Source organism: Trichocoleus sp. FACHB-262 (genome assembly GCF_014696035.1).
In the GTDB taxonomy this organism is placed as follows: domain Bacteria; phylum Cyanobacteriota; class Cyanobacteriia; order FACHB-46; family FACHB-46; genus Trichocoleus.
On sequence record NZ_JACJPK010000017.1, the window covers coordinates 237,832 to 249,557 of the forward strand.

Genomic DNA, 11,726 nt, shown 5'->3' on the forward strand with positions numbered 1-11,726 from the left:
AGTGATTTCTCCGCAATCATACCATCGAGTTTTGAATCTAAAATTGCTGATGCCACAAGAATCTGATGTAGTTCTGGATTAAGCTTGAGCCTGCGTTTTTTTAGCCTTCTCTTTCTCTTTTTGCTTTTCCCGTTTTGCTGCTACTTTGGCCGCTTTTTCAGCTTCAATGGCAGCGAGCTGATCCTTTTCTTTTTCTTCAGCAACCTTATCTAAATAGTAGTGATAATCTCCTAAATAAACTCGAAATTCTCCGTCTCGAATTTCCACAATTTTGTTAGCGACTTGGGAGATGAAATAGCGATCGTGCGAAACAATAATTGCCGTCCCATCATAGTTTTGCAGCGCCTCTTCTAGCATTTCTTTAGCTGGAATATCGAGGTGATTGGTAGGCTCATCTAAAATCAGCAGATTAGCAGGACGCAAAAGCATCTTAGCCAGAGCTAGACGGGCTTTCTCGCCGCCGCTCAATGCTTCTACTCGCTTATAAACGGTGTCTCCACTAAATAGAAATCGCCCTAACAATGTCCGAACTTCCTCATTTTTCCAGTCAGGAACCTCGTCATGAATGGTTTCCATGACAGTCTTATTAAGGTCCAGTGCTTCAGCTTGATTTTGCTCAAAGTAGCTGGGAATAACGTTATGATCCCCTAACTTAACGCTACCCTCAGTCGCCTGCTCCATGCCCATAATGATGCGGAGAACTGTCGATTTGCCAGCTCCATTTGGCCCCAGGAAAGCTACGCGATCGCCCCGTTCGATCAGCAGTTCTGCCCCTAGAAAGAGGATCTTCTCGTCATAGGTATGGACTAAATCTTCAATCATCACTACTTCTCGACCACTGCGGGGAGCAGGGGGGAACCGGAAATGGAGGGTTCGCACATCCCCAGTGGGAGCTTCGATCCGCTCTATTTTTTCTAATTGCTTTTCACGGCTCTTAGCCTGAGTGCTACGAGTTGCACTAGCACGGAAACGATCCACAAAAGTTTGCTGCTTATCAAGCTCTTTTTGCTGACGCTCGTAGGCACTGAGTTGAGCATCGCGCAGCTCAGATTTCTGCTGTAAATAAGCGGAGTAGTTTCCCAAGTAGGTGGTAGAAACTCCGCGCTCCGTTTCTACAATCTGAGTGCAGAGGCGATCTAAAAACTCTCGGTCATGCGAAACAATCACCAGCGGCGTGGTCAGCCCTTTAAGGTAAGTTTCCAACCACTCAATCGTTTCTAGATCTAGGTGGTTCGTCGGCTCGTCTAGTAGCAAGAGATCAGGCGACTGGAGCAAGATTTTGCCCAAACTCATCCGCATCTGCCAACCCCCGCTAAAGGCGCTGACTAAGCGATCGCCATCCTCGGGTTCAAAACCGATCTCTGGTAGAATTTTCTCGATTTGCGCTTCCAAGCCGTAGCCATCCAGGGCCTCAAACTGCCGTTGGAACCGATCCATCTTGCGGATCAGCACGTCTAGTTCTTCTGGAGTGGCAGTTTCCATTTGCCGATGGATTTCTGACAATGCCGTATGAGCTTGGTTCGCCTCTTCAAAAGCTTGCCACATCTCTTCTCGGACAGTCCGAGATGGATTCACATCAAACTCTTGGGTGAGATGAGCAATCCGTAAGCTAGAAGGTCGGATAATCTCACCCGTCGTCGGCTCCATCTCCCCTGCAATAATCTTTAACTGGGTCGATTTTCCTGCCCCGTTTACCCCAACTAAACCAATGCGATCGCCCGGTTTGACCTCCCAGCTAACATCCTTTAGAACTTCGCCAGTGGGGTAAATTTTGCTAATACGCTCTAACCGTAGCATTCAGAGCCTCCAAGGCAGGTAGGGTAGGGAGATTGAGTATGAGGCAGGAGTGCAGTTTTCCCAGCGATCGCCAAGGTGAATCTGCAACAAAATTTAATTATAGTTGGCGGTCAACGATCCTTTACATCCGTAAGTTCGATCCCTATAAAACTAAATCATCAGAATTTAACAGTCACGCTCTATTCAATTTTTCTAACAACTGAAAAAGCTAAACGCCTGTACCGTTTCATTACTAACAGTACAGGCGTGACTGAGCCACTCGTGCTTTTCTCAACTCTAACCAACTTAGGCAGATGTAGAAGTTGAAGCTGCCAACTCTTCTAAACGTTCCTGCTGATCCTGACCAATACAGGTCTGAATTAACAACTCTAAATCCCCTTCTAGGAGCGGCGATAAGGTAAAGTTTTGACCAAGACGATGGTCTGTAACTCGGTTGTCTTTGTAGTTGTAAGTGCGAATTTTTTCAGACCGAGAGCCAGTTCCTACTTGAGAGCGTCGCATAGAGGTTACTGCCTCTTGCTGTTCTCGCAACTTCATCTCATACAACTTCGCGCGCAGAATTTGCATGGCTCGCTCGCGGTTTTGTAGCTGCGATCGCTCCTCAGTACAAAAAATGCGAATTCCCGTCGGTTTGTGAAACAAGTCAACCGCTGTCTCTACCTTGTTGACGTTCTGTCCACCTGCTCCACCAGAACGAGCTGTGGTTAGCTCAATCTCTTTGGGATCAATGTGAACTTCCACTTCATCAACTTCTGGCATAATTGCCACCGTTGCAGTTGAGGTATGCACACGGCCCGAAGCTTCTGTCAAAGGCACCCGCTGAACTCGGTGCACTCCTGCTTCAAACTTTAACTTGCTGTAAACTTGTTCACCTTGGATCTCCAGAACAGCTTCCTTGAAGCCTCCCATATCCGCCGTAGACTCACTCACTAGCTTGACTCGCCAGTTTTGGCCTTCAGCATAACGTGAGTACATCCGCACCAAATCACCTGCCCAGATGCTGGCTTCGTCTCCCCCAGTTCCGGCTCGAATCTCCAGCATGATGTTCTTGTCATCATTGGGATCACGAGGTAGCAACAAAATCTTGAGGCGGCGCTCTAGCTGTTCGGTTTTTGCTTCTAGTTCTTCCACCTCCAAAGCCGCCATTTCTTGCAGCTCTGGATCACTCGCCGTTTCCTTCCAAACCTGACGAGCTCCTACCAGCTCTTCTTGAGTTGCCTTCCAATCATCATAGGTGTTGACCACTTCTTCCATGGATGAACGTGCTTTTGCTACCCGCTGAAACTCATTCGGGTCAGTTGCAACATCCGGGTCAGCCAGCCGACGGGTTAACTCATTGAAGGTTTGCTCAACGGATCTTAATTTATCTAACAGGTAGGTTTCGGCCATAGAACAGCTTCCGCTTCACACAAAAGAGAGGTGTTTAGAAAAAAGTTAAACGCCCTAGCAGCTCATCCAGGGCGATACCAACTAAGCACCTATCTATTTCTTCTTCGTTTGAGCTGTGTCTTGGTCTGCTTGGCCATCCATCATGCCGTACTTACGCAGGAAGCGCTCTACCCGACCCTCTGTATCAATAATCTTTTGAGTACCGGTGTAGAACGGGTGGTTACCAGACCAAACATCAACATGCAACTCTGGCTTAGTAGACCCCACGGTCATTACTACTTCCCCATTGCAGTACACTTTAGCCTCTGGGTACCACTCAGGATGAATCTCTGACTTAGGCATGACTCTTTCTCTCTAACTTGGCTATGCTCTATACAAATTTTAGCTCTTAGCTTCTCACTGGTAGAGGCTGAAGCTAGGGATGAAAAACATTCCCGGACCAGGAATGCTGAGAAAATGGTTAACGCTTGGAGAACTGAGGTGCTTTCCGAGCCTTACGCAGACCGTATTTCTTCCGCTCTTTAGCCCGGGGATCACGGGTGAGGTACCCTTCAATCTTCAGAGGTTTCCGATTTTCTGGATCGAGCTGGCATAAAGCACGCGCTACGCCTAAGCGAATAGAGTCGGCTTGACCTGTCAAACCCCCACCTTCAGCGTTGACAAGAATGTCGTATTCGTTTTCCAAACCCAACGTCTCCAAGGGAGCCTTGGCAACAGACAGGTAGGCTGGATTGAATTGCAGGTACAAATCTCCAGGTTTGCCATTGATCACTAGCTGACCATTACCTGGAACTAAACGGACTCGCGCCACGGCAGACTTACGACGGCCTGTGCCCCAGTAAACAACGCGATCGCTCTGTTCAATTGCTTGCATTACTTCTCTCCTCCAGGAATGGTTTGAATATTTAATACTTCAGGCTGCTGAGCCGCATGGGGGTGCTCCGGTCCTGCATAGACTTTGAGCTTTGTAAATAGCTGACGACCCAAAGTATTCTTTGGCAACATGCCCCGCACAGCCTGCTCAACAATTCTCTCTGGTACGCGAGCTTGCAACTTAGCAAAAGTTTCGGTCTTCATGCCCCCCGGACGGCCAGAATGGCGGCGATATAGCTTCTGGCTCCGCTTTTTACCAGTCACAGCAACTTTGTCTGCATTCACCACAATCACAAAGTCGCCCGTGTCCATGGATGGGGTGTAGGTTGGTTTGTTCTTACCCCGTAACACCATCGCAATTTCGCTAGCAAGGCGGCCTAGACGCTTATCAGCAGCATCTACAACGTACCATTTGCGGTCTAAAGTATCCTGAGGAGGAAGATAGGTTTTGTTCATAGAGGTCTTTGTATCCTTGACAAAGGGATGAATCTACAGAAGGCCTTCAGCGGCGCTCAAATTAAGCAGTGTTCTGAAACAGCCGTTGTTGGCAGAACCAACTTTGGTTGAGTATCAAACCAAATATCGGGTGGAAAAGGAGATTGGGGATATCCCACTCTCAGGAGGCAAAGCCCTTGAGGAGGCGCAGCATACTTGACTTGGTCTCGACGCTCAGCCTGCCAAAGCTCTGTGAATTCCTCTGGCGATCGCGTCCCCTTACCAACTTCTACTAACAAGCCCATCAATAAGCGCACCATGCCATACAAGAAACCACTTGCTTGAATCTCTACATGAACCATTGGCCCTTGGCGCTGACAAGTCACATCTTGAACTTCAACCCAAGAGTGGGCCCGCTTAGATCCAGCGCGGTGAAAAGCAGCTAAGTGATGTCGGCCTAGCAGAGGATTGAGGGCTTCCCGCATCAGCAAGTCATCCAGGGGAGCATAGTAGTAATGCCAGGCAAATGACTGCACAAACAGGTTAGGCACCGAATCGGTATACAGGGTGTAACGATAGCGTCGCCAGGAAGCTGAAAATCGAGCGTGCCAGTCTGCATCCACTGCTACCGAGGCCCGAATCAAGATGTCTTTTGGCAGACGCGAGTTGAGAATAGAAGCCCAGCGACAGGCTGGGATCGCTGAATCATGGACATCGAAATGAGCCACTTGAGCAGCAGCATGAACTCCAGAATCAGTCCTACCTGCTCCAAAGAGAATAACTGGGCGTTCTAGCACCGACTCCAGAGCCTTTTCAATCTCTTCTTGCACTGTCCGATGCCGAGCCTGACGTTGCCAACCATGAAAATGAGTGCCCAGGTATTGAATTACCAGGGCAACTCGCTGGAATGTTTTTGGCTTTAGCCCAGCGACCGAATCCAAAGTATCGGGTGACAGAGGCAGTGCAGAGGACATGAGATCTCAAAGTGTCCTGATCAAGTCAGCTCGATAATCGCCATATCAGCATTATCTCCTCGGCGTGAAACAGTACGCAAAATCCGGGTATAGCCACCCTGGCGATTGCCATACCGAGTACTCGCTTGTTCAAACAGGGCATGAACCAACTGCTTGTCATAAAGATAACCTAGAGCTCGGCGACGAGCTGCTAGGGAACCATCCTTAGCCAAAGTAATCATATGCTCCACTTCAGATCGAACTGCTTTAGCTCGAGTTTTAGTGGTTGTGATCCGACCATTGCGGATAACTTCAGTTGCAAGCGCTCTTAATAGCGCTCGACGTTGATCGGCAGGCTTGCCAAGTTGATGAACACGACAACGGTGACGCATGACATTCTGTAGGAAGTAAACAGCCTAATTAATTTCAGACTTCAGTTTTGTGAATACCAAAGTCTGAATTGCAAGGATAGGTCAAATTGACCGCGAAAGACCAGCCTGGTCCATTAACTAGTCTTTGCAGACTTTTCTTGCGGCAGGGTAATACCCATCCGTTGTTGCAGCGCTTCAATCACTTCTTCAGCAGATTTTTGGCCAAAGTTCTTGATTTCTAGCAAATCTTCCTGGCTGTAATCCAGCAGGTCTGCAACAGTATTAATCTGAGCCCGCTTCAGACAGTTGTAAGCCCGTACTGAAAGCTGTAATTCTTCAATGGCAACCTGACCAATCGGATCCTCATCCGGGAACTCATCTTTGTCCATTGGCTCAAAGGTGATGTCCTTAAGAGGATTGAACAGGTCAACCAAAATATTTGCAGCTTGGCTCAGCGCTTCCTGCGGCGTTAAGCTTCCGTCTGTCCAGACCTCCATAATCAGTCGGTCTTTTTCGAGTGAACCACCTACGCGAGCGTCTTCAACGCTATAGTTCACCTTCCGAACAGGCATGAAGACTGCATCAATGTGGAGGAAATCTAGCGCAGCCGCCTCATCACGTCCACGATCAACAGCTCGGTACCCTTTGCCACGCTCAGCTCTAAACTCCATTTCCAGGGTTGCCCCTGTAGAAAGCGTAGCAACATACTGATCGGGGTTTACCAACTCTACTTCAGACGGTAGATCAAACTGAGCAGCTGTAACGGTTGCAGGACCATGCACCAACAATCTACCCAGTTGAGGCTGAGAAGAATAGCTCTTAAGAACAATCTGCTTCATATTGAGCAGAATATCCAAGACATCTTCCCGAACACCTGGAATAGTTGCGAATTCGTGATTTACGCCTGCAATCCGAACAGATGTAACTGCCGATCCCTCTAAGTTAGATAGCAAAACTCGTCTAAGAGCATTCCCAACCGTAGTTCCTTGACCACGCTCAAGGGGTTCCAGAACGAACCTACTGTACTGACTCTGATCGTTTTCAGTATTAGACTCTACACACTCAACCTGAAACTGCGCCACGGAGCGACCTCCCTTCTCCATATCCCCGGAAGGCATAGCCTTCCTAATCCAAAACCCTGCACAAATGCTCAGTCGTCAGTACGGAGCCAAAACGTTTCAGCTTAACTGAGAGCTGAAGTTCCCTAGCGACTCAAATCAAAGTTAAACACGGCGACGCTTAGGCGGACGGCAACCGTTATGAGGAATTGGAGTTACATCTCGAATTAGAGTAATTTCCAATCCAACAGCTTGAAGGGCTCGGATGGCGGTTTCGCGGCCAGCTCCAGGACCACTAACCATGACCTCAATTTGGCGCATGCCTTGATCGGTAGCTCGTCGAGCTGCACTTTCTGCCGCAGTCTGGGCTGCGAAGGGTGTTCCTTTCTTAGCTCCTTTGAAGCCACTTGAGCCTGAAGATGCCCAAGAAATTACCTCACCGATTGTGTCAGTGATGGTAACAATGGTGTTGTTGAACGTTGATTGGATATGAGCCACACCACTGGGTACATTCCGCTTTTGTTTACGGGGTCCAGATTTTTTGGTCGGTTGTCGCGCCATATGAGTTTCTTAGATTGAAGTGTTGACTTGCTTAATGAATTACGACAATGCCAGAAGTGCGTAGCTACGCACTTCATGGGGTAATTATTTCTTGCTAGGAGCCTTCTTTTTACCGGCAACGGTGCGACGACCACCACGACGAGTACGAGCATTCGTACGAGTTCTTTGGCCACGCACTGGTAGGCCCATGCGGTGGCGACGCCCTCTGTAAGTGCCGATGTCCATCAACCGCTTGATGTTCATCGCTTCTAAGCGTCTTAGGTCGCCCTCAATCTCGTAGTTGGTTTCTACGGTCTCTCTGAGGGCAGCAACATCAGCGTCGCTCAAATCCTTGACTCGCGTATCAGGGTTCACACCTGTCGCAGCCAAGACTTCCTTGGATCGCGTTAGTCCAATCCCATAAATGTAAGTCAGACCAATCTCAACGCGTTTATCGCGAGGAAGGTCTACCCCGGCAATCCGTGCCACGTCTTCTACTCCCTAGTTTTGCTTTCCTGCTGTGGTCTTCAACGATGCTGGCTAGCATCTACATAAGATGGGTGAGTTAACCTTGGCGCTGCTTGTGTTTTGGATTGGAGCAGATCACCATCACCCGACCGCGACGGCGAATCACGCGGCACTTCTCACAAATTTTCCGGACAGATGCTCGAACTTTCATGCCTTGTCTCGGCAGCACTACAAAAGTGATATTATATCAAATTCTTATAATTTGCGTCAAACATTTTTTTGACAATAACTTTTGCTAAAGTTATGCCTCTTATTTTTTATTGCGCAAACGGTAGGTGATGCGACCTTTGGTGAGGTCGTAGGGAGTCAATTCTACTTTGACGCGATCGCCAGGCAAAATCTTGATGTAATTGCGACGAATCTTCCCAGAGATATGGGCGAGAACGTTAAATCCGTTGTCTAAGTCAACGCGAAACATAGCATTAGGCAAAGACTCTGTAACGGTTCCTTCCATTTCGATCAGATCTTGTTTAGACAATTCACTTCTCCTCAAAATTGGTTTGTTTAGGTTCAAAGACACAAAGACAGGTTAATTGTCTATCTCAGAATCAAGACATTCTGAGTATAGATAATTAACCCTTCATTAACAGGCTATCAAATCTAGAACGCGGCTGTCGGTAATTAAAAAGCCCACTCATTCTGATCACAGCGATTGATATCTATTGCAATCACTATAGTTATTCGGCAGTTATTGAGTGAACCGAAAACGTAAAAATCACACTTTCACGGCTGCTTGCAAGGCATCAGCAACTGCTTCCATAGGTTGATTACCGTTGACGGACACGAGTTGCTGGCGATCGCGGTAGAAGCTAATTAGTGGAGCTGTTTGCGCGTGGTAAACGGCTAAGCGATGCCGAATCACCTCTTCCGTATCATCTTTGCGTAACCGCTTCAGCAAGCGCTCTACTAAAACTTCATCTGGGACTTCTAGGCTAATTACGCGATCGTAGGAAGAATTAATCTTCGTAAGCAGCTCATCTAGAAATCCAGCCTGTGCAACATTACGAGGAAAGCCATCAAGAATCCAGCCAGTCGCTGTATCTTCTTGGCTTAATCTTGCCTGGATCATATCCAGAATTAACTGGTCGGGAACCAGCTCCCCTTGGTCCATATAGGACTGGGCTTTAAGCCCTAGATCACTCTGGCGAGCGACATTATCTCGCAGGATATCACCCGTAGAAATATGGGGAATATTCAAGAGATTTGCCAAGACTTGTGCTTGAGTTCCCTTACCCGCTCCCGGTGGCCCCAGGAAGATCAATCGCGTCACTATTGCTTCACCATTCCTTCGTATCGCTGAGAGATCACATAAGTTTGAATCTGTTTCGCTGTGTCAATCGCTACTCCTACTAGGATCAGCAGAGAAGTTGCTCCTAAGCCACGGAATGTAGGTACTCGAGTCGCACTTTCGACAGCGGTTGGAATCGTGGCTACTAAGCCCAAGAAGATAGCGCCCAGAAAAGTCAATCTGTTGATGACTCGCTCCACATATTCGCTAGTAGCTCTACCAGGACGAATACCGGGAATACTAGCTCCCATCTTCTTCAGGTTTTGAGCCATATCTACAGGATTCACAATTAAGGAAGAGTAGAAATAGCTGAAGAATACGATCAGTACAAGATACAACACCACATGCAGCCAAGAAGTAGGACTGAGATAGGTGCTGATAAACTGACTAAACGCTTGATTCTTAATAACCTGTGTCAAGAAAGCTGGCAAAGTTAGCACAGCAGACGCAAAAATGATCGGCATAACGCCGCCTTGATTGAGCCGCAAAGGCAAGTAGCTGCTCTTCTCTAAGTACATGCGCCGTCCCACTTGACGACGAGCTGAAATGATGGGAATGCGGCGTGTGCCTTCTTGGACAAAGACAATTCCCACAATCATTGCCAGGAAAACTAGGAGCAGAATAATGACACCGCCCACAATGTTGCGATCGCCACCTTGAGCAAGCTCGATCGTCTGCCCTAGAGATCTAGGCAAGCCAGAAACAATGTTTAGAAAAATTAGGAGGGAAGCACCGTTACCAATGCCCCGTTCGGTGATTACTTCGCCCGCCCACATGACAAACATTGAGCCTGCGGTCAAAGCCAGAACTGTCTGAACTACAAAGAAGGGGCCCCAGTTTTCGGCAAACGGTTTAATCAGACCGACTGTAATCCCAACACTTTGAATAATGGCCCAACCCAAAGCAACGTAACGGGTAACCTGGGAGATTTTGCGTCGCCCAGCCTCTCCTTCATTTTTTTGTAAATCTTCTAGCGCAGGAATTGCTGCGGTCAGCAATTGCAGAATAATAGAAGCATTAATGAAAGGTAGAATACCTAACGCAAAGATACCAAGCGCCATTAGTCCGCCTCCGGCAAATAAATCCAGGAAGCCTAACGCTTGGTTATTCTGAATATTTTGAGCAAATGCGACTCGGTCAATTCCTGGTACAGGAATAAAAATGCCCAAGCGAACTAAGATTAACAAGCCAATAGTTAAAAGCAGCCGGCTTCTTAGACCAGCAGCTTGAGCCATTTGGGCGAAAGTTTCTTGGGCGCTTGGAGTTTTGTCCCGGCTAACAACCATGAAGGGCTCCCTCTACAAAGCTAAATGCAGTGTTGCAGAAGCAATCTTAATCAAAATCGCTCCTGCACTCATGCTAAACCTTATTCAGCCTCTAATGCTTCGCAGCTACCGCCTGCAGCTTCAATCTTTGCTCTAGCAGATTTAGTAAAGGCTGCTGCCTGAACTTTCAGAGAAACATTCAGTTCACCATCCCCTAGCACTTTTAGGGGACCATCATCAGACGTCAGTAAACCTAGTTCTAATAAGGAACCTAAAGTAACTTCCGTATTTGCTGGTAAAGAGGCTAGTTTACTGACATTAATCGTGGTGTATTGCTCACGATTGATTACAGTAAAGTGCTTTAACTTGGGCAAGCGACGGTAGAGAGGAATTTGTCCCCCTTCAAAGCCAGGACGTGTGCCACTTCCTGATCTCGACTTCTGACCACGCATACCAAAGCCACAGCTAGCGCCTTGTCCAGCAGCAATTCCTCTCCCAACGCGACGACCGCGCTTCTTAGAGCCCGGTTGGGGATGAGCATCTTCTAGTCTCATGATTCTAAGTCCGTTAACAACTTGTACAAACGCGATCGCGCCGTGTGCTTTACAGCAGCCAAACCGTCAGTTGAAAACGGTTTAAGCGTAGAGATTTTCGATAGGAATGCCGCGTTCTTCAGCTACTTCTGAGAAGGTTCGTAAAGTCCCCAAGGCTTCAACCGCAGCTCTAGCATTGCTTAGCGGATTACCGGAGCCGAGTTGTTTGGCTAAGATGTTACGAACGCCTGCCAACTCTAGAACTGTACGGACAGCACCCCCGGCAATTACCCCTGTACCAGGTGCAGCAGGGCGCATCATCACTTTAGCTCCACCACCACCACCCGTTGCAGGGTGAGGGATAGAATTGGCTTTAGTTAGAGGCACATCAACAATATGCTTCTTACCATCAGCGACACCCTTCTTTACTGCGCCGATCACGTCACTGGCTTTACCGACACCAACACCAACTTGGCCTCGTTCGTTACCAACAACAACGATCGCACGAAAACTGAGCTTTTTACCGCCTTTGACCACCTTGGTCACGCGGCGAATTTGCACAACTCGCTCTTGCCAGTCGGCCTCTTTTTCACGAGTGCGGTTGCTTTTACGACGATTCGCCATGTTTCTGTCCTGAGTTTTGATAACCTGAAGCGATATCTAATTTTGAGCTTTTTACTCGTAACTCAGCAAACT

The 11,726-nt window shown here is 48.0% G+C and carries 16 protein-coding genes; all 16 read right to left on the reverse strand.

Annotation, left to right across the window (positions count from 1 at the left end; all coding sequences use genetic code 11):
• Window positions 1–78: 78 nt before the first annotated feature.
• A complete protein-coding gene (locus H6F68_RS02210; protein ID WP_190431513.1) occupies window positions 79–1,797 on the reverse strand; it encodes an ABC-F family ATP-binding cassette domain-containing protein in 1,719 nt (572 codons plus the stop codon).
• 285 nt (window positions 1,798–2,082) lie between these two features.
• The gene (gene prfA, locus H6F68_RS02215) at window positions 2,083–3,186 is read right to left on the reverse strand and encodes a peptide chain release factor 1 (protein ID WP_190431511.1); all 1,104 of its coding nucleotides are present in this window, start codon (window positions 3,184–3,186) and stop codon (window positions 2,083–2,085) included.
• A 93-nt stretch (window positions 3,187–3,279) separates the two neighbouring features.
• Complete coding sequence (rpmE, locus tag H6F68_RS02220; RefSeq protein WP_190431509.1) at window positions 3,280–3,528, reverse strand: 50S ribosomal protein L31; 249 nt, start codon at window positions 3,526–3,528, stop codon at window positions 3,280–3,282.
• Between the two features lie 118 nt (window positions 3,529–3,646).
• On the reverse strand, window positions 3,647–4,060 hold the full coding sequence (gene rpsI / locus H6F68_RS02225; RefSeq protein WP_190431507.1) for a 30S ribosomal protein S9: 414 nt from the start codon (window positions 4,058–4,060) through the stop codon (window positions 3,647–3,649).
• Window positions 4,060–4,515 carry a 50S ribosomal protein L13 gene (gene rplM / locus H6F68_RS02230; protein ID WP_190431505.1) on the reverse strand — a complete coding sequence of 152 codons (456 nt, stop codon included), beginning with the start codon at window positions 4,513–4,515 and terminating at the stop codon, window positions 4,060–4,062. Before rplM ends, rpsI begins: the two co-directional genes overlap by 1 nt.
• A gap of 56 nt (window positions 4,516–4,571) precedes the next feature.
• Entirely contained in the window at window positions 4,572–5,468 is an 897-nt protein-coding gene (truA, locus tag H6F68_RS02235) for a tRNA pseudouridine(38-40) synthase TruA (protein ID WP_190556158.1), read from the reverse strand.
• Window positions 5,469–5,488: 20 nt separating this feature from the next.
• On the reverse strand, window positions 5,489–5,839 hold the full coding sequence (rplQ, locus tag H6F68_RS02240; RefSeq protein ID WP_190431501.1) for a 50S ribosomal protein L17: 351 nt from the start codon (window positions 5,837–5,839) through the stop codon (window positions 5,489–5,491).
• Window positions 5,840–5,952: 113 nt separating this feature from the next.
• Window positions 5,953–6,900 (reverse strand): DNA-directed RNA polymerase subunit alpha, encoded by a 948-nt coding sequence (locus H6F68_RS02245; RefSeq protein WP_313930014.1) that lies wholly within the window; start codon window positions 6,898–6,900, stop codon window positions 5,953–5,955.
• A 141-nt stretch (window positions 6,901–7,041) separates the two neighbouring features.
• On the reverse strand, window positions 7,042–7,437 hold the full coding sequence (gene rpsK, locus H6F68_RS02250) for a 30S ribosomal protein S11 (RefSeq protein WP_190431499.1): 396 nt from the start codon (window positions 7,435–7,437) through the stop codon (window positions 7,042–7,044).
• Between the two features lie 84 nt (window positions 7,438–7,521).
• Window positions 7,522–7,905 carry a 30S ribosomal protein S13 gene (gene rpsM, locus H6F68_RS02255; RefSeq protein ID WP_190431496.1) on the reverse strand — a complete coding sequence of 128 codons (384 nt, stop codon included), beginning with the start codon at window positions 7,903–7,905 and terminating at the stop codon, window positions 7,522–7,524.
• Between the two features lie 76 nt (window positions 7,906–7,981).
• A complete protein-coding gene (gene rpmJ, locus H6F68_RS02260) occupies window positions 7,982–8,095 on the reverse strand; it encodes a 50S ribosomal protein L36 (RefSeq protein ID WP_071782548.1) in 114 nt (37 codons plus the stop codon).
• A gap of 99 nt (window positions 8,096–8,194) precedes the next feature.
• Complete coding sequence (gene infA / locus H6F68_RS02265; RefSeq protein ID WP_009767978.1) at window positions 8,195–8,422, reverse strand: translation initiation factor IF-1; 228 nt, start codon at window positions 8,420–8,422, stop codon at window positions 8,195–8,197.
• Window positions 8,423–8,659: 237 nt separating this feature from the next.
• Entirely contained in the window at window positions 8,660–9,214 is a 555-nt protein-coding gene (locus H6F68_RS02270; RefSeq protein ID WP_190556160.1) for an adenylate kinase, read from the reverse strand.
• Window positions 9,214–10,518, reverse strand: a complete 1,305-nt coding sequence (gene secY / locus H6F68_RS02275; RefSeq protein ID WP_190431493.1) for a preprotein translocase subunit SecY — start codon at window positions 10,516–10,518, stop codon at window positions 9,214–9,216. Before secY ends, H6F68_RS02270 begins: the two co-directional genes overlap by 1 nt.
• Window positions 10,519–10,598: 80 nt before the next feature.
• Window positions 10,599–11,051, reverse strand: a complete 453-nt coding sequence (gene rplO / locus H6F68_RS02280) for a 50S ribosomal protein L15 (RefSeq protein WP_190556162.1) — start codon at window positions 11,049–11,051, stop codon at window positions 10,599–10,601.
• Window positions 11,052–11,132: 81 nt separating this feature from the next.
• Window positions 11,133–11,654 (reverse strand): 30S ribosomal protein S5, encoded by a 522-nt coding sequence (gene rpsE, locus H6F68_RS02285; RefSeq protein ID WP_190431489.1) that lies wholly within the window; start codon window positions 11,652–11,654, stop codon window positions 11,133–11,135.
• Window positions 11,655–11,726: the final 72 nt, after the last annotated feature.